Source organism: Mucilaginibacter sp. A5337 (assembly GCF_059690695.1).
The window spans coordinates 67,550-85,165 of sequence record NZ_JCAWEC010000009.1 but is presented as its reverse complement, the minus strand read 5'-3'; the positions used below and the strand labels follow the sequence as shown (position 1 = coordinate 85,165).

Sequence of the window (17,616 nt, the reverse complement as noted above, 5' to 3'; positions counted from 1 at the left end):
CCTGCCACTACACAACTCTGCCGCACCCCTCCCCAAGGAGGGAATTAAAAATCTTCCGAACACCTGTGGTGGCAACACCAACAACGGCAGAAGTGCTTAATAAAGGCTTGCGTTTATAACGCCCATGCGATGAAATCGCCAACCCATTTTAAGCGCCCGTTGAAGACGAGTGCAATTGTTGAAGCTTTGATTCTTGACGACTTTGTACTCCTTACTCCCGACTTAAGACTTAATCCACCACCTCGTAAATCTCCACAGGATTAGCCTTATTTTTCAAACTTACCTCTCCAATTTTATTAAGTGCAAACGAACCTTTTGCCTGTTCATAAACATCGGCACTTACAATGATTTGGTTGGCTTGTGCCACGGTTTGCAGGCGCTGGGCCAGGTTAACGGCATCGCCTATTACAGTATAATCCAGCCGTTTTAATGTGGCCGAACCGATATTGCCAGAGATCATTTCGCCCGAATTGATGCCTATAGAAACAGAGGGTTTAAAAGTTTTGTCGCCCGCCTGGATCTCATCGGCCTCATGCATTTTATCCCGCACAGCCAAAGCTGCATCAATGGCACGGTCAAGGTGGTAATCGCCACGGAAAACGGCCATCACGGCATCGCCCATAAACTTATCTATATGGCCATTTTGTGCTATGATTTCCTGTACCATTACATCAAAGTACTTATTGATCATGCCAACAACGGTATTTGCAGCAACGTGCTCGGTAATGGCGGTAAAACCGCATATATCGATAAAGAGCACTGTCGCTTCAATGGTTTCATTACTTAGCAGGCTGTTCTCAAACTCCTTGTGGGTCATGAAGTTGAGCACGTTCTCATCCACATACATACGCAGGATATTGTTTTCCTTAATGGCCTGCATGGTTTTTTTGAGCTCGATAACGTGTTGCAGCGTTTTTTCGATGGTGATATCAAGATCTTCAAAATTTACCGGCTTGCAAACAAAATCAAACGCGCCCCGGTTCATGGCCGTGCGAATATTATCCATATCGCTATAGGCAGAAACCATTACCGCTTTTAATATAGGATTGGCATCGGGCAATTTGGTAAGCAGGGTTAGCCCATCCATTTCGGGCATATTGATATCGCTTAAAACCACGTCAATATCGGGGTGGGAGGCCAGTTGAGTTAACGCTTCAAAACCGTTTTGGGCAAATACAAATTCATACACGCCTTCCCGTATCTTTTTCCTGAATTTTTGCCTGATCAGTAATTCCAGGTCCTGCTCGTCATCTACTACCAGTATCTTGGCCATTATTGTTCTAAGTGTTTAAGTTTGTCTTTTAAGTTGTTAAAATCAAGCGGCTTGGTTAAAAAGTCGTTGGCGCCAAGCTCCATTGATTGTTTATAGTTTTCGTCATCGCCATAGGCGGTGATCATCATTACTACCGGTGGTGGTTGTTCATAGTTATGCCTTATATTACGTAATAGCTCCAAACCACTCATCCCCGGCATATTAATGTCAGATAAGATCAGGACCACCTGCGAATGATGTTCTTCCAAAAAATGGAGCGCTTCCTCTCCGGATAGCGCAAAATTGAACTCTACTTCGCCGCTTTTGATCTCTTTTCTGAAACGTTGTAAAAACAAGGGTTGAACATCGGCCTCGTCATCAACAACAAGTATTTTCATAGTACTTCAAAGTTAAATTTTTGTGTGGTTTTATTGGGCTTAAACGTAAAAATTACCGGCGTTTAACTCTGGGCAACGTTGCCAACGGGTATGCAAATTATAAAACGTGCAAATTCGCCCTCGGCAGTTTCAACCTTCAATTCGCCGCCATGCCCTTTTGTAATAATATCATAGCTCATAGAAAGCCCGAGACCCGTGCCCTGCCCGGTAGGTTTGGTAGTAAAAAAGGGCTGGTAAATTTTATCCAGCACCTTTTGCGGGATGCCTGTACCATTATCCTCCACCGTAATTTGCACCATATTGACCCCTGCCGGCGATTTTACCCTTTTAGTATTAACCGTTACTGTCGGTTCATACCCCTCGCCAAGACCTCGTTTTTTTTCGGAAACCGAGTAAAATGAATTGTTAAAGAGATTAAGCAACACACGGCCTAAATCCTGCGGGATAGCTTCTATTTTACCCAGATCGGGGTCAAAGCTGGTTTTCATGCCGGCGTTAAATGATTTATCCTTAGCGCGTAAGCCATGATAGCTTAGGCGGAGGTATTCATCAGCAAGTGCATTGATATCGGTTGGCTCTTTTTTGCCGGTTGTAGCGCGCGAGTGTTGCAGCATGCCCTTGACAATGGCGTCGGCGCGTTTGCCGTGCTGATTTATTTTACTCAGGTTTTGGGTAATGTCGTTAATGATATCGCCCGCATCTTCTTTCACATCATCGGGTAATTTGTCAAGTACCTCTTCTTTTAGTTCCTCGAGCAGTTCGATGCTCACTTCGCTAAAGTTGTTCACAAAGTTCAGTGGGTTCTGAATTTCATGGGCAATACCGGCTGTAAGCTCACCTAAGGAGGCCATTTTTTCCGATTGGATCAACTGTGCCTGGGTGCTTTTAAGTTCAGAAAGGGCTTGTTGTAATTCTTCTGTTTGCTTTGTCAACTCGGCTGTGCGTTCTCGTACTTCGCTTTCAAGGTTTACTTTCATAGCGGCCATCATACGGTTTTGCTCCTGCTCGGCAAAGCGTTGTTTTCTTTCATTTTCCAGCGCTTTGGTTTGCTTACGGCTGATAAGCCAAAGTGAAAACGCCCAGATGAGTGCGAATCCAATGAAGCTTTGAAAAGTGCCTTCATGGTTGTCATAAAAGTTGGGAAACCACTTTTCAAATACATCTTTTATCAATCCTAAAATTGCATAGGGGATCAACGCAAAGGCCAGTTGTTTGCCTGATTTCAGGTCGTCGATATAGTAAGGACATATTACTACGCCTAAAAAAAACAGGTGCGAAATTATCGTTGTAAGCTTTTCCCCGTGGTCAAAGCTTACACCGAATATAAAAATTGCTATAGCTATATAATAGCCTATGTTAAGGTATTTGTTCCACTTGGTAAGCAGTCCATCAATTTTTAAGTGTCTCCTGTATTGGGTAATCACAAATACGGCAAGGAAAGGTTCTAAACTCATGAAGGTTGTTTTACTTCTTTATATAAATGCGAAGCCGAAATTTAACAATTTTACAACGATTATTAAACTATGCTTGTAATTTATCGGAGTGGCAGATTGGAATAGTACATTTTTAATTGTATCCTGGGGCGCCTTACGCCAAATGTGCAAAGCAACCCTAAAGCTGTGTAAAACGTAATCAATAATAAAGCCAGCGATGAACCTGGTTTTATTGTTATCGCCCACTTGAAGCAAATTTTAAAAAGTATTCTGCTCATCCTTAATCAATCTGAAAAGCGAAGGCTTATCGGGTTAATTATTGCGGATATTGCTATAGCCTTGCTGGATGTTGCCTTTTTAGCAATGCTGCTGCTAATGGTGAATTTTTATACGCAGCAAGGCATCAATAATAATTATAATTTTTTACCGGCCAGTCTTGTCAATGATAAATCATTGTGGTTTATCGGGGTGTTTTTGGTGCTTTTCGCGATAAAAAATTGTATCGGTTTCCTTGCCCAGAACGCGCAGCATCATTTTTTTTATCAGGTAGCGTCGAGACTGTCCGAGCGTAATATCCGAAATTATCTTGATTCAGGTTTTGATCAGTTTATCCATATTGATTCATCGATACATACCCGGCGAATCAGCCAGCAACCTATCGAATTCAGCCATTATATCCTCACCAATTTTCAGCAAATAATATCTCAAACGGTATTGATATTTTTTACCATTGGGGCTATTATGCTATATCATCCGGCTTTGTTTGTGTTGCTGTTTGTGTTACTGCTGCCGCCCGTTGCAGCTTTGGGTTGGTTTATCAAGAGCAAGCTAAAATCCATCCGGGGGCAGATCAAAACGGTAAGTGAAAAAACGCTTCAGCATTTAAACGAGTCATTGTCGGGCTATGTGGAGAGTAATATCTATCAAAAAAACGATTTCTTCAGCCGCCGTTTTTTTAGCTATCAGCGGCAGCTTAATCATAATATAGCATCGCAGCAAACCTGGCAAAACCTGCCATCGCGTTTGATGGAAGTATTTGCTGTGCTGGGCTTTTTTATTCTCATCGCCGTAAATAAATTAATCGGCGGTACCCCCATAGTTAGCATCCTTACCATCGGCATTTTTGTGGCGGCGGCGTATAAGATCATCCCCGGTATTGTAAAAATCCTGAATAGCAGCGGGCAAATGAAAACTTATGAGTTTATTCTGGCCGATTTGATAATCTGGCAAAACGAAAAGCCACAGCTAAATGAAATCATTGATGAACACATCATATCGCTGAGATTTGAAGGCGTAAGTTTTAATTATCCCGATAAACCTGTTTTAGATAAACTTTTTTTTGAAATAATCCCCGGCGATATTACAGGCATTTCGGGTAATTCGGGCCGGGGGAAAACAACTATCATTAATCTTTTGACGGGCTTTTTAGAACCAACTGAAGGAGGGATTTATATTAATAATAAAAACGCTACTGCGGCAGTGCGCCGGCTTTATCGTAAAAATATCTCGCTGGTAAAGCAGCAACCGTTTTTTTTATACGATACCATTCTTAAAAATATAATACTTGATGATGTGGCGCCCGATGAACAGAAGGTGGAAGAGGTATTAGCGTTCTGTGGATTAAATAAACTGATTGCCGGATATCATGAAGGCATGGGCAAGGTCATTACTGAAAATGGTAAAAATATTAGCGGTGGACAGCGTCAAAGGATTATGCTGGCACGGGCACTATATCATGATCATGATCTGCTGATATTGGATGAACCTTTCAGTGAGATGGATGCAGATGCCGAAAATGAGTTGTTAATGAAATTGCAGCAACTGGCCCGGATGGGTAAAATGATCATTCTGATCACGCATAACAAAAACAGTTTGGCTATTTGTAATAAAGTAATATCCCCCAATGTATAATCGCAAAAAAACATTAGTTATCCTGAGTCCCGGTTTTCCCGAAAATGAAGCTGATACTACCTGCTTGCCCCCTCAACAGGTTTTTGTACGGGCATTGAAGGCCGAAAATCCGGAGCTGAATATCATTGTATTAAGTTTTCAATATCCGTTTTTTGCAGCCAGATATAACTGGCATGGTGTAAAAGTCATGAGTTTTGGAGGGATGGGGCGCGGTAAACTGTTCAGGCTGAACACATGGGTGAAGGTATGGAGAACTTTATCTGCTCTGAATAAAAAGTATGAAATAGTGGGCTTGTTAAGTTTTTGGTTTGACGAATGTGTTTTTGTTGGGCACTATTTTGCCCGGACAAACAATATTAAACATCGCTGCTGGATGCTGGGGCAGGATGCCAAAGCCGGAAACAGGTACGCTAAGCGGATAAAACCAAAAGGGGAGGAATTGATAGCGTTGTCAGATTTTATTGTTCGGGAGTTTACTAAAAACTATCAGGTAAAGCCTGCAAATATCATTCCGGTAGGGATTGACACTTCATTGTTTGACCAGTTAATCACCGAAAAAGACATTGATATTTTAGGTGCAGGTTCATTAATCCCATTAAAGCGGTTTCACCTGTTTGTTGAAGCTGTTGCTATCCTGAAGCAGCGTTACCCCGGTATCAAAACTGTAATTTGTGGTGACGGTCCGGAAAAGGAGAATTTATTAGCCCTGATTAAATCAAAACACCTTGAAAATAATATCACTCTGGCAGGCGAACTTCAGCATGACGATGTACTTAAAATGATGCAGCGCTCAAGGGTTTTATTTCACCCGTCGGAATATGAAGGTTTTGGCTCTGTGTGTCTTGAAGCCCTTTACGCCGGTGCCAAAGTGGTAAGTTTTGTTAAGCCTATGGATGCCGATATAGCCAATTGGCATATTGTGAATGATATGGCTGGGGTTGAGCAGGCTATTCACAGCGTGCTCGACAGTACTGATACTGAAAATGACCCGGTATTGGTTTACGATATCAGGGATAATGTTAGGAAAATGAAAGAAGTGTTTAGTATCTAAAGCATTATTTTCCCGTCTTTACCACCTTGAGGTTGTGTCATAAATTAAATTGACGCCCCTTGGTGTTGTGTCACCTATGAATTGAAATTTAGCCGATAATATTATACAAAAAGGGGGTTAACACTTTTTGGGTCTAAAAAACACTTAACTATCTTATTATGAATATTTTAATTGAAAATTAGCGCTAAATTGTGTTAACCCTGTTAACCCCCTTTTTGTCAGTAGAGTCAACCGAAAACAATATGTCGGTTAAGTATCCGAATAAGTCAAAAAAAAGCCGTATCACGATTTATGATACAGCCTCTTAACATGGGTTAGCGATTGCATCGCTCGTTAAAACGAACGCAAGACAAAATTCTACGCTCTTAGTTTATAAGTTTAATTTAAAGGCTCGCTGCTATCTCTTCAATCCTCTCTGCAATGGCTTCAAATGATAAGTTTTGTTTATAATATTCAATGGATAGGCGACGCTTTTCTGCCACATTCATTTGACTGGTTTGCATGAGTACCTCAAGTAAGGCGGTTTCATTCCCCGGTTCATATAGCGTACCGCACTCACCATTATTGGTGATCATCCTGAACGATAAAATATCAGTAACAATCGGCACACACCCGCATGACATGGCCTCGCAAATTGCAGTTCCGCTGCCTTCATAATGGGACCCGGAGATAATAAAATCCGCGCTGTTATACCAGTAGAGCAAGTCGGCATGAGGTACTTTACCAACCAGTTCAATAGCTTCTTTATTTGGCGAGGCATTTATTAACTCGTTTACCCTGGGCAATAGCTCTTCCGTGTGATAGATCATGTATAGCTTTACGCCTGGCGCGTTTTCTGCAAATTTTAAAAAGGCCCTGACCACGTTAAGCGGGTCTTTGTTGTCATTTAGCCGACCCACCCATAAAAATACCGGCTTACCTTTTGCGTTTGTTTTAGCCATAGCTTCTGTACGGTCAATCGGAAAAAATACAGAGGAAACTTCCATCACCTCGTGTATTTTATCCGGTGATTTGAGGTTGCCGGCAGTTACCCATTCCAGCCCCATATCATGCGAAGCAAACAAGTAGGCATCAGCATAGTTATCTGCCAGTTTTTGCAGGTTCTTTTTTATACCGCCGGGGAAAGGTTTCTCGGCATGGTTTTGAACTATTATTCGGGTGCGCTTACCTAACATTAATCCAAGCTGAATCAATTGAACCGGCTGATGAAGTCCGTGGAATATCACAATATCAGGGTTTAAACTCTTGACATACAGGTTAAGCCTGAAATTAAAATAAAGCTTTTTTTTGCTGAAGTTTACAAAGTGATAGGCTATATTATTATGATGAACAATGCCTTCATAGCTGATCTGTTTCACGTTAATTACCTCATGCCGTTTACTTAGCTGGTCCATAAGGCCGGTATAGCCTAACGTGCGAACAAACCATGCTTTAGGATCATCAAACTCGGGTGTATAGTTATAGCTTACAAAAACGTATCTCATTAAAATAGCCCCTCGATACTGGTATAGTTACTGTTTTGAAATTGTAGAAAACCTACATGGTATAATGATTCGGGATTGGTCTTTATAACCTTGTTGTTGATCACCTTACCGATCATGAGCATATGGTAGCCCATTTTTTTATGCTCAAATACTTCTATTTCTTTATAGCCACCCGAACATGCCGGTACGGGAAACCCAAATACTTCACTTTGAATCGTATCAAAAGGCAGCTCTTTAACAGGGGTAGGAGCGGTACTGGAATGTTTGCCTAAATTATAAACCGAGTTGATATCAACTGTATCCGTATCACAAACCACTACCTTACCGGCATTCAGGATCTTATCTAAGGTGATATTGGTTGTACGCAGGCCCAGCAGGTAAATGCCCTCTTCCTCAATAAAGCCATGAATATCCATCGGGAAAACATTGCAATACGCCTCATCTGCATAAGAAACGATGATAATACTGCGGGGATAGGAGTATAGGGCGCTTACAATCCTGCGGCTATCATACGTATTCTTCTTTGATCGTAAAAAATACCTGAAAAGCATTTCACGCTTCAACGCATTAAGCTGATGGTTTTTTACCTGGTCTATTCTGAATAAAAGCAGGCTGCCTTTTGTTGTATCCATTTTTTCAATAAGCGATACACTGATAGAAGCGCTCAGCATGCCATTCGTTTTAAATTCGATAATCGCATTTGCCGGGTTTAGGTTGGCCGCTTCATTAGCAGGCAACCAGGCCGCCATACAAAACGGATCAAGGCAGATCATGCTGTTGTTGCGGGTGATATCCAAACTTTTGCCTGCAACGTTTAAAAAAACCTTCTCCCTGATCTGGCTTTGTTGCAGGCGAGTTATATAGAAGGTTTTGACGGGATTCCCGTTAAACAGCAGCTTTTTAATCGGTTGAGTTATCATATCTAAAAAATGTCTATGTCAGCAAATGCAAATGCCAATTTATCAAGCGGTGTTCGTGAGCTAAGGTCTTTAACAATTACAGGGAACGAGGGGATAGGCTCTGCATGGAGTTTTAAAAACGCATTTAATTCAGATCGTTTGTCGGCCTGGAACTGAAGTTTTTGTAACCCTAATCGCCCGGCTATTTTTTTGAGCCGGGGTATAATATCGCTAAGGTCATCAGTTACAAAGTCAATGTCGCCTATCACCATACCTCCGGCAATCCTGAACCAAACCGAAGAGTTGCCGGTTTTTATAGTGAAACTTTCGGTATATGTTTTATGGCTAAGGTAGCTGCTGTCTCTGTGCAGGCTGTAGAAACCTTCGTTAATTAATGAGCTTGTTATTCCTTTTTGAGGAGATTCGTACCTTTTAATTAGGTTTTTAGCATAAAACCTATATAATCCGTTTAAAACCGGGAATTTGTTTGCCAATCTTTCAAGCGGGAGCGCTTTAACCGGGATGATGAAACATTCCATTTGTGCCGATACTTGCCAGTTGAGCTTGTTTACAAAGCCCGGCAGGGAGTTTTGATTCGGAAAACCAAACAGGATTTGGATTCCCTCTTTATGACAAAGCTCATAGGTGCGTTGGGCGAGTGTAATAAACAATCCTTTACCCTGGTGATCGGGATGGGTCATGGTATCTGCCGATTGCGCCGCCAAAACGGGATGACCATCGCATTCAATAAAACAGGGGATCACACCGTAAAAGGCCGCGGGTACATTGCCCGCATAGGCCAGGTAGCCGGTGTACATTACGCTGGTAAATGCGGTGTTATACTTCCTTGAAAAAAAGTCTAATGGCAATGTTTTGCCATAAACAGCCTTGTGCAGGCTTGTCATATCGGCAAGTCGCTCCCCTGTCAATCGTTCTATCCTATACTCGTCGTTATGCATATCTCCCCCTTATTATCGCGTTTAACTGGTTAGGAATGGATATGAACGGATTAATGGTTAAGCGTTCACGCATGGTGTTATCCTGCCCGTCATCGGGTTTAATAAAATCTGTGGCAAGCAGTTGGGTATAACCGGCTGCTTTAGCATCTTTTAAAACCTGCTCATTGTATGAGCCATAAGGGAAAGCAAAACTGTTGATTGGCTTTCCTGTAATGTTTTCAAGATATTGTTTGCACATGGTCATCTCACAGGCTGTGCTTGCCGGGCCAATACGTGCCAAATCATTATGGTAGTAACTATGCGCGCCAATAGCAGCAAATGCCGAGGCAGACATGGTTTTGATCTGTGCAGGAGTCATCTGCAACCAGTAATCGTCATTCAGCCGGTTTGCCCTTAAGCCCGTAAGCTGCTCCAGAAAACTCATTAACGCAGCTTTTTCGTTAAATCCTGTCGATCTCAGCTTGTCGGCGTAAAGTGTGCCGTTTTCATCAACGTATTTGTTGTTCCTGTTTTTACGATAAGTTTCATTTTTATAAGTGAACCTGGCGGGCCCATAATACCCGGCAATGCTTAGCATATCGTTCCATAAAATATCAAAACCGGCATCGCGGATGGCTGTAACAAAAAATGTAGCCGGAATGCGGTATTTAGTGAGCAAAGGCAATACATAATGGTAGTTGTTAGCCAGTCCGTCATCAAAAGTAAGGGCTATATTAAATTTTTGACCGCTGAAATTGCCCTTATAATAATCATCAAGCGAAACCACATTGAAGTACTTCTTATAGTATTGCAGATGTTCTTCAAACCTTTCGGCGGTTAAAAACAGTGTGTTAAATTTATGCGGATCACTTTTGCAGACGTTGTGATAAAGCACAATCCGGCTTCCGCGGGCATTTTGATACAGAGTCTTGTCCAGGCCTAAAACATGACGGGCATCGCCGCTTAAATAAGCTGATTTGCGCTTTGATCCCGACCATATTTTTTTAATGATGCTCATGCTGCCGGCTGTATGGGAAAAGGTACTGGAAAATTGGCGTTGGGTTTATAGCGTTTTATTTCGGCCATTAACCCGTAGATATCACCCTGTACATATTTGAAATGCCTGCCGGTAAATAGCTTACTGTAGCTTTGGTTTATGATGCCGGTAAGCTGGTGGTAAAGTGATTCATCAAATAAAAGAATCTGCCCTTTATGCATTACCAGTAAAATATCATCAGGGGTTACATTATAAAACGCCTGCAAACTTGTTTTACCGTTTGATCTGGTTATAACTACGTCGGCATCAAGTCCGGCGGCAATGTTACCTGTATTCAGGTTCCAGGTTAGCGCTGGCAACGATGTCAATGAATGATACAGTTCATGGTCGGTAAGCATTTTCGTCTTTCGCGCAAACCGGATGTGGTACCAGATGTCCCAATACCCGGTAAGCGTACTATCGGTACCGAATAAAATACGGGTTTTTGTTTTAAGCTGATCAACAGCCGCCGTTTTATTCAGCAGGAAATAATTGGATTCGGGGCACCAGATCAATGCTTTAAAATGTTTAGCTTGCCGGGCATCCATAGCTACGCCGTGTACACCTATCAGTTTGCGCTTAAACAAATTCCATTTAATGAGATCATCAATTTCGGCGTGGGCTGCAGCGTTTGTGCCTTCACCGGTATGGATCACCGCAGGTTGGTTTATTTTAAGGGGATTATTGAGCCGTTTTCTCCAATTTTTTTCAAATTGAACCGAGTGGATGCTTTGGCAATTATCAAAAATGGTAATTAGCGGGTCATTTATGGTAGCTTTTTCGCCGTGGTTTACTACTGTGGTTACACCGCAGAGCAGGTTTTTATAAATGCCCCAGCGTTCGCGCAGGGCAACGGGAATTTTTAATATCGACGAAATTTCTTCGGCATATGTACGGTGGATATGTTTTCCCCAATCGGTATAGCTTTTATAAGTTTGATTGCCGAGTTGCGGAAAAAGATTAAAATCAAGATGATCGTGCGAGTTGATCAATCCCGGGAAAGTTATGGCGTCAACAAAGGTCAGCTGTTCGCGGTCGTAAGCAACGGAGGGGCCAACCTGTGTAATTTTGCCCTCGTTTATACTTATGCTCACCGCGGCATCGTTTCCCGGTATCGTCACATTATTCAGTACCATCTGTTCTTCTCAAATGCAATCCGTAAATAATAGGGAATCCATTATATCTGTCATAAACATGAAGCGCGTTTTTATCGGCATAATAATGCTTCATGCTTTCATCTATCTTAATTTCTTCTTCGGCAACCAGTCTGAAACCCCTGGTCAACAGCAGGTTCTTAATGGTATTTACCGGGTGCACATAGTTTTCAACCGCTATAAAACTATCGCCATGTTTAAATGTGCGCTTACCGCCATTGGCCAGCGTATGCGGATGGAAATCTGTAATGATGATATCGCCCTTAGGTTTCAGGATGTGCATCCAGGCCTGCAGGGCGGCCTCAATATTTTTAATATGGGCAACAGTAAGCGTTGAAACTATGGTGTCAAAACTTCCCGGGGATATATCGCCAAACAGATCATCAGTAATGCGGTAAATATTAGCCGAAGGAAATTTTTGCTGTAAGCGCGCCAGCATGCCGCCCGAGGTATCAAACCCGGTTAGTTTTTTGGGGTTCAGCGCAAATAACTTTTCCCAGTGCCTCCCTGTACCACAGCCGATATCGGCTATATTTTTACCGGTGATGATTGTCCCGGTAACCAAACGGGGGAATAACATCTCATCAAGGTCAAGCATGAGGTTGCCGGGCTGCGCATCATAATTCTCAGCCCAGATATCATAGGCATCCACCGAACTTTTCTCGAGGATATTGGGCGGAAAAAAGCGTTGCTTAATATAGTTTTTTACGGTTTGGATCACTGTTTCGGGGTGTTTAATTAATAACCTTATATCAGCAATTACGGCTGGTAAATAATAATGGTTGCCAGCTATTTTATTTATAAACTCAGGCAACCAGAGCGAAAAGCGGGGCGTATTTATTAATGTAGAAGCAATTGTGCAGAGGCTCAGAGATAATTGTTGTATGGGCAATCCCCCGCATTTGTGATTGAGTTAGGCAATGGGTTTTATTTGAAATGTTGGCTTTGTACTGGCAGGGGTGCTTTACTGGCCGCTTAAATTAAAAAATAAACCCATTGCCGGGGGATTGAAAGTGAAAGCAAAGTATTGATACTAACAGATGAACAAAATATTATTGTTTAACCCGCGTAGCGCTAATAACAAGTATCGCATACCTAATTCGATACTCAATATCGCGGCCTCGGTTGATGGAAAATATGATTGGGTAATTGTTGACGGCAATTGTGAGCACGACCCGATGGTTAAGATAGATAGCTATTTGAGCACGGGCGAATTTAAGTACTTTGGTTTTACGGTGATGCCCGGGCCGCAGTTAAGACAGGCCATTATCGCGGCAAAAATTATCAAACAAAAATATCCTGATACTAAAATGATCTGGGGCGGATATTTTCCGTCAAATCAACCTAACGCGGTTTTATATTCGGGCTACGTTGATTTTATTATCAATGGGCCTGGCGATCATGCCTTCCCGGCTTTAATTGATGCTTTGGAAAAGAATGAGCCTTATGAGTTTATCCGTAACCTCATTTATAAAGCAACGGATGGCAAGATCATCAAAACGGCTAAAGAAGACCTTTTAGATCAGGACAGCCTGCCGGCGTTGCCCTACGACAAGCTGAATACTTTTTACCCCATCACCAAGTTTCTGGGTAAAACCTATCTGGGCGAAAAAACGATGGCTTATCATTCCAGTATCGGTTGCCCGTTTACCTGCTCTTTCTGTGCGGTGGTGCCAATTTATGAAGCGAGGTGGAAGGCAAAATCAGCTCAGAATGTTTATAATGATGTAAAATATATCAAAGACAAATGGGGCGCCGATGCTATTGAGTTTCATGATAATAACTTTTTTGTATCAGAAAAACGGGCGGTTGAATTTGCCCGGTTGATAAAACCCGAAAACATGACCTGGTGGGGCATGGCCCGCATTGATACCATGTCGAAGTTCAAGGATTCGTCGCTGGCAGCTATTCGCGAATCGGGGTGTAAGATAATCTTCTTTGGGGCAGAGAGCGGCAACAATGCTATTTTGGAGCAAATGGACAAAGGTGGCACCCAAACCGGTGATCAGATCATTGAATTTGCTGAGCGCCTGAAGAAATTTGACATCATTCCCGAATATTCATTTGTGCTCGGCACGCCGGCTCCGACGCAGGAACAGGTACAATCGCAAATTGATTTTGAGATAGATTTTATCAAAAAGGTAAAAGCTGTTAACCCCAAAACAGAGATCGTGATCTATACCTATAGCCCCGTGCCAACCGAAGGCTCGGAACTGTTTAAACAGGTAATGAAAAGCGGTTTTCGCTTTCCGGAAACGCTGGAAGACTGGATCAGCCCGGCATGGGAAGCCTTTGATCTTCGTAAAAACCCGCTTACACCCTGGCTTACGCCTGAGATGATAGATAAGATCAGGAATTTTGAAACGGTACTGAACGGGGTGTATCCAACAGTAACCGATATCAGGCTGAATATGATAAAACGTATGGCTATTAAACTGGTAGCTACTATGCGCTATAAGGCCAGTATGTACCAGTATCCTTACGAGATAAAACTGTTACAAAAGGTTTGGCGCTACAGACAGCCAGAAATTCAGGGATTTTAATTGATGCAGATGACAGGTCAATCATTATATCATACTTTTCAGCGTTTCCGCACACTGCAAACGCACCGCATTGCTGCACTTCCTATCGTAATCCTGATGCCGCATAGCGCCTGTAACTGCCGATGTGTAATGTGTGATATCTGGAAGGATAACAAAAATCTGAAACAGCTTACCGAAGCCGATGTAACGGATCTGTTAGGCGCTTTACGAAAATTTGGTACCAAACAGGTGCTGATGTCGGGTGGAGAGGCCTTGTTGAATACTAATTTTTTCAAGCTATGCGAAATTTTGCGTGCCGAAAAGATCAAGGTCACATTGCTGTCGACCGGTCTGTCTATCAGGAAAAACGCTTTTGATATTTTAAGATGGGTTGATGATTTGATTGTTTCCTTAGATGGTGATGAGCCGTTGCATGATGCTATTCGAAATGTGCCGGGGGCATTCAGGAAACTAAAGGAAGGAGTGGAGTATATCAAATCTCTCGAACCCCAATATCGCATTACTGCCCGTACAGTGATTCACAGGTTAAATTACAGGAATTGGCCGGCCATTATTGAAGCAGCAAGGCAGATGGGTATAGACCAGGTAAGCTTTTTACCTGCTGATGTTAGCAGCCATGCCTTTAACCGCCAAACCGCCTGGGCCGAACCCCGGCAACATGAGATATTGCCAACCGAAAATGAACTTGCCGAGTTTCAGGAGATAGTAAACCAGGTGCTTGCCAATAAAAGTGATTTTACCGCCAGGTTCGTAGCCGAATCACCTGCTAAGATCCAGGATATTTATGGTTACTATGCTGCTTTTTATGGCCATAATGCGTTTCCCTTTAAAAAGTGCAATGCGCCGTGGGTGTCGGCAGTGATTGAGGCTGATGGTGTGGTTCGTCCGTGTTTTTTTCATGAGGCGATAGGTAACATTCGGGATAATAGGTTGGAGGATATTTTGAATAGCAAAGAAGCGATCAAATTTCGTAAAACACTGGATATGGCTAATGACCCTACTTGTATGAAGTGTGTATGCTCACTTAATTTATCGCCTTTGGCGAGGTTGGATTGATAAGGAAAATAACTATAAAAAAAGCGCAGGGCGGTGCGATTCCCCTCTCTTGAGAGGGGTGGAGAGGTGTGTTATTTATAAGATATAACCAGCGCAGAAACACACCCCAGCAGCCACACCGCCCTACGCGCCCCCTCTCAAGAGGGGAGTTAAAACAAAGGGTTTAAAAAACGTATGAACAATATACTGTTTACACATTCTTACTTTTTACGGTTCGATCCCAAGCAATGGGGCATAGGCCAGCCTTATGCACCGCTCGGAACTATATATGCTGCTGCTTTAATGCGCCAACATGGCTATAACGTAAGCCTGTTTGATACCATGTTTGTAAGTAACCCCGATGAGGTAATACAGGTCATTGAGCAGAATAAACCCAATTTTTTTGTGATTTATGATGATGGGTTCAACTACCTCACCAAAATGTGCCTCACCAACATGCGCGAAGCCGCTTTTAAAATGGCTAAACTGGCGAAGGAAAGAGGCTGCACGGTAATTGTTTCAAGCTCGGATTCGACTGACAGATATGCGGCCTATCTGGCCGCGGGTGCCGATTTTGTTATCCTTGGCGAAGCTGAACAAACGCTTGTTGAACTTACCGGACATATCCAAAACGGTAACACCGATCATTTTGCGATAAAAGGCTTAGCATACATGAACGGTAGTGAGATCATTAAAACACCGGCCCGCGCCGTGATGAAGGAGCTGGATAGCTTGCCAATGCCAGCGTGGGACCTGGTAAATATGGACAGCTACCGGGAAATGTGGATGAAGAACGCGGGCTATTTTTCAATTAACGTGGTTACTACCCGTGGTTGTCCTTTTAAATGTAACTGGTGCGCCAAACCAATTTATGGCAACCGGTACAACTCGCACAGCCCGCAATATATCGTGAGTGAGATCAAAATGCTGAAAGAAAGATATGGGATGGACCATATCTGGTTTTGTGATGATATCTTCGGGCTGAAACCGGGTTGGGTGCAGGAATTTGCCAACCTATTGGGGCAGGAAGGTATCAGGATCCGTTTCAAGATCCAGTCGCGGGCCGATTTGCTGGCAGAGGAGGAAGCCGTAGAAGCTCTGGCTATCGCCGGTTGTGAAAACGTTTGGATAGGCGCCGAAAGCGGATCGCAAAAAGTACTTGATGCCATGGATAAAGGCATTACTATCAACCAGATCCACACTGCCACGCACCTCATGAAGGCGCATGGAATTAAACCATCGTTTTTTATCCAATTTGGTTACCCGGAAGAAACCCGTGATGATATCACGCTTACCATTGATATGATCAATCAGTTACTTCCCTATGAGATAGGTATATCAGTGTCATACCCGCTGCCCGGTACTGGTTTTTATGAGCGTGTTAAAACCGAGTTGAAGAAGAAAACCAACTGGACAGATTCCGACGAAATGGCCCTGATGTTCAAGAATACCTATCCGGCTTATTACTATAAGCAATTGCATAAATATGTACACCGTAACTATCACAAGCACCTGGCTAAAAACAGTTTGCAAAAGTTGCTTAAAGATCCGTTCGGAAGTTCGGCAAACAGTATAAAAAAGGCATTATCTGTGTTTTATTATGCGCCGCTTACCTATTTTGAAAAACTAAAGCTGGAAAAATTTGAAAAGGCGATATGACCGGAGCTGCACCACATATAAATGAGCAATTTGCCGAAGCCGCGTTCAGCAACCAATCGGTAATTTTTGATGACTTGTATTCGGGCGATACCATTATCGGTTACAAACGCAAACGGGTGCGCGATCATATTTTGAAATATCTTAAATCCGGCGGCAGTATCCTGGAACTGAACAGTGGCACCGGTGAGGATGCGCTGTTTTTTGCAAAGGAAGGTTTCAAAACCCATGCCACGGATATTTCAAAAGGGATGCAGCAGCAATTACGTGAAAAGGTAGCAAAACATGGAGTACAGCATTTGGTAAGCAATGAGCTTTGTTCCTACACAGAGCTTGAGAAGTTAAACAATAAAGGTCCTTACGATTTGATCTTTTCCAATTTCGCGGGCCTCAATTGTACCGGCGAACTGGATAAAGTATTAAGTTCATTTGCCGGATTGTTAAATCCGGGAGGCATGGTGACTTTAGTGGTGTTACCAAAGTTTTGCCTTTGGGAAACTTTATTGGTATTTAAAGGTAAATTCAAAACGGCTTTCCGCAGGTTCTTTAGCAGTAAAGGCCGCAAAGCCCATGTTGAAGGAGTTTATTTTGATTGCTTTTATTACAATCCGTCGTACATAAAAAAACGTCTAAAGCAAGAATTTGATATACTGGGCGTTGAGGGATTATGTACCATAGTACCACCATCATATATTGAAGGTTTTGCCGAAAAACATCCGCGGGCTTATAAAATATTGACTGGTTGGGAAGATAGCTTAAAAGCTTCCTGGCCGTTCAAATATATTGGCGATTACTATATTATCTCGCTCAGAAAAAGGTAAGCTAA

The 17,616-nt window shown here is 42.6% G+C and carries 15 protein-coding genes; 6 read left to right on the top strand and 9 right to left on the bottom strand.

What is annotated here, in order from left to right:
- Positions 1-229: 229 nt before the first annotated feature.
- From AC59JO_RS25870 to AC59JO_RS25860, 3 genes are all read right to left on the bottom strand, one after another.
- On the bottom strand, positions 230-1,273 hold the full coding sequence (locus AC59JO_RS25870; protein ID WP_497309113.1) for an adenylate/guanylate cyclase domain-containing protein: 1,044 nt from the start codon (positions 1,271-1,273) through the stop codon (positions 230-232).
- On the bottom strand, positions 1,273-1,650 hold the full coding sequence (locus tag AC59JO_RS25865) for a response regulator (protein WP_413668502.1): 378 nt from the start codon (positions 1,648-1,650) through the stop codon (positions 1,273-1,275). Before AC59JO_RS25865 ends, AC59JO_RS25870 begins: the two co-directional genes overlap by 1 nt.
- Before the next feature lie 62 nt (positions 1,651-1,712).
- Positions 1,713-3,104, bottom strand: a complete 1,392-nt coding sequence (locus AC59JO_RS25860; protein ID WP_413668501.1) for an ATP-binding protein — start codon at positions 3,102-3,104, stop codon at positions 1,713-1,715.
- A 225-nt stretch (positions 3,105-3,329) separates the two neighbouring features.
- Here AC59JO_RS25860 and AC59JO_RS25855 point away from each other — a divergent pair, with 225 nt between their 5' ends.
- Both AC59JO_RS25855 and AC59JO_RS25850 read left to right on the top strand, forming a co-directional pair.
- Positions 3,330-4,994 (top strand): ATP-binding cassette domain-containing protein, encoded by a 1,665-nt coding sequence (locus AC59JO_RS25855; protein ID WP_413668500.1) that lies wholly within the window; start codon positions 3,330-3,332, stop codon positions 4,992-4,994.
- On the top strand, positions 4,987-6,045 hold the full coding sequence (locus tag AC59JO_RS25850; protein WP_497309111.1) for a glycosyltransferase: 1,059 nt from the start codon (positions 4,987-4,989) through the stop codon (positions 6,043-6,045). Before AC59JO_RS25855 ends, AC59JO_RS25850 begins: the two co-directional genes overlap by 8 nt.
- 383 nt (positions 6,046-6,428) lie before the next feature.
- Here AC59JO_RS25850 and AC59JO_RS25845 read toward each other — a convergent pair whose 3' ends face one another.
- The 6 genes from AC59JO_RS25845 to AC59JO_RS25820 are packed head-to-tail and all read right to left on the bottom strand — an operon-like array spanning position 6,429 to position 12,277.
- Positions 6,429-7,529, bottom strand: coding sequence for a glycosyltransferase family 4 protein (locus AC59JO_RS25845; RefSeq protein ID WP_413668498.1), 1,101 nt, complete (start codon positions 7,527-7,529; stop codon positions 6,429-6,431).
- On the bottom strand, positions 7,529-8,449 hold the full coding sequence (locus AC59JO_RS25840) for a hypothetical protein (protein ID WP_413668497.1): 921 nt from the start codon (positions 8,447-8,449) through the stop codon (positions 7,529-7,531). The genes AC59JO_RS25845 and AC59JO_RS25840 overlap by 1 nt, the downstream gene beginning before the upstream one ends.
- Before the next feature lie 2 nt (positions 8,450-8,451).
- A complete protein-coding gene (locus AC59JO_RS25835; protein ID WP_497309108.1) occupies positions 8,452-9,387 on the bottom strand; it encodes a GNAT family N-acetyltransferase in 936 nt (311 codons plus the stop codon).
- The gene (locus tag AC59JO_RS25830) at positions 9,380-10,384 is read right to left on the bottom strand and encodes a polysaccharide deacetylase family protein (protein ID WP_497309106.1); all 1,005 of its coding nucleotides are present in this window, start codon (positions 10,382-10,384) and stop codon (positions 9,380-9,382) included. The genes AC59JO_RS25835 and AC59JO_RS25830 overlap by 8 nt, the downstream gene beginning before the upstream one ends.
- Positions 10,381-11,538: an amidohydrolase family protein gene (locus AC59JO_RS25825; RefSeq protein ID WP_497309104.1), complete on the bottom strand. Its 1,158-nt coding sequence runs from the start codon at positions 11,536-11,538 to the stop codon at positions 10,381-10,383. Before AC59JO_RS25825 ends, AC59JO_RS25830 begins: the two co-directional genes overlap by 4 nt.
- On the bottom strand, positions 11,525-12,277 hold the full coding sequence (locus AC59JO_RS25820; RefSeq protein WP_497309102.1) for a class I SAM-dependent methyltransferase: 753 nt from the start codon (positions 12,275-12,277) through the stop codon (positions 11,525-11,527). The genes AC59JO_RS25825 and AC59JO_RS25820 overlap by 14 nt, the downstream gene beginning before the upstream one ends.
- 319 nt (positions 12,278-12,596) lie before the next feature.
- Here AC59JO_RS25820 and AC59JO_RS25815 point away from each other — a divergent pair, with 319 nt between their 5' ends.
- The 4 genes from AC59JO_RS25815 to AC59JO_RS25800 all read left to right on the top strand — a co-directional run bounded on the left by AC59JO_RS25815 (position 12,597) and on the right by AC59JO_RS25800 (position 17,611).
- Positions 12,597-14,099 (top strand): B12-binding domain-containing radical SAM protein, encoded by a 1,503-nt coding sequence (locus tag AC59JO_RS25815; protein WP_497309100.1) that lies wholly within the window; start codon positions 12,597-12,599, stop codon positions 14,097-14,099.
- A 9-nt stretch (positions 14,100-14,108) separates the two neighbouring features.
- Positions 14,109-15,155, top strand: a complete 1,047-nt coding sequence (locus AC59JO_RS25810) for a radical SAM protein (RefSeq protein WP_413668491.1) — start codon at positions 14,109-14,111, stop codon at positions 15,153-15,155.
- 174 nt (positions 15,156-15,329) lie between these two features.
- Positions 15,330-16,793, top strand: a complete 1,464-nt coding sequence (locus tag AC59JO_RS25805) for a B12-binding domain-containing radical SAM protein (RefSeq protein WP_497309098.1) — start codon at positions 15,330-15,332, stop codon at positions 16,791-16,793.
- Entirely contained in the window at positions 16,790-17,611 is an 822-nt protein-coding gene (locus AC59JO_RS25800; protein ID WP_497309096.1) for a class I SAM-dependent methyltransferase, read from the top strand. The genes AC59JO_RS25805 and AC59JO_RS25800 overlap by 4 nt, the downstream gene beginning before the upstream one ends.
- Positions 17,612-17,616 lie beyond the last annotated feature (5 nt).

Bases quoted from the DNA above. Each gene is read 5' to 3' on its own strand.
- AC59JO_RS25835 (WP_497309108.1), bottom strand. From the start codon at position 9,387: ATGCATAACGACGAGTATAGGATAGAACGATTGACAGGGGAGCGACTT.
- AC59JO_RS25845 (WP_413668498.1), bottom strand. From the start codon at position 7,529: ATGAGATACGTTTTTGTAAGCTATAACTATACACCCGAGTTTGATGAT.
- AC59JO_RS25815 (WP_497309100.1), top strand. From the start codon at position 12,597: ATGAACAAAATATTATTGTTTAACCCGCGTAGCGCTAATAACAAGTAT.
- AC59JO_RS25800 (WP_497309096.1), top strand. From the start codon at position 16,790: ATGACCGGAGCTGCACCACATATAAATGAGCAATTTGCCGAAGCCGCG.
- AC59JO_RS25805 (WP_497309098.1), top strand. From the start codon at position 15,330: ATGAACAATATACTGTTTACACATTCTTACTTTTTACGGTTCGATCCC.
- AC59JO_RS25860 (WP_413668501.1), bottom strand. From the start codon at position 3,104: ATGAGTTTAGAACCTTTCCTTGCCGTATTTGTGATTACCCAATACAGG.
- AC59JO_RS25840 (WP_413668497.1), bottom strand. From the start codon at position 8,449: ATGATAACTCAACCGATTAAAAAGCTGCTGTTTAACGGGAATCCCGTC.
- AC59JO_RS25850 (WP_497309111.1), top strand. From the start codon at position 4,987: ATGTATAATCGCAAAAAAACATTAGTTATCCTGAGTCCCGGTTTTCCC.
- AC59JO_RS25825 (WP_497309104.1), bottom strand. From the start codon at position 11,538: ATGGTACTGAATAATGTGACGATACCGGGAAACGATGCCGCGGTGAGC.
- AC59JO_RS25865 (WP_413668502.1), bottom strand. From the start codon at position 1,650: ATGAAAATACTTGTTGTTGATGACGAGGCCGATGTTCAACCCTTGTTT.
- AC59JO_RS25830 (WP_497309106.1), bottom strand. From the start codon at position 10,384: ATGAGCATCATTAAAAAAATATGGTCGGGATCAAAGCGCAAATCAGCT.
- AC59JO_RS25810 (WP_413668491.1), top strand. From the start codon at position 14,109: ATGACAGGTCAATCATTATATCATACTTTTCAGCGTTTCCGCACACTG.
- AC59JO_RS25870 (WP_497309113.1), bottom strand. From the start codon at position 1,273: ATGGCCAAGATACTGGTAGTAGATGACGAGCAGGACCTGGAATTACTG.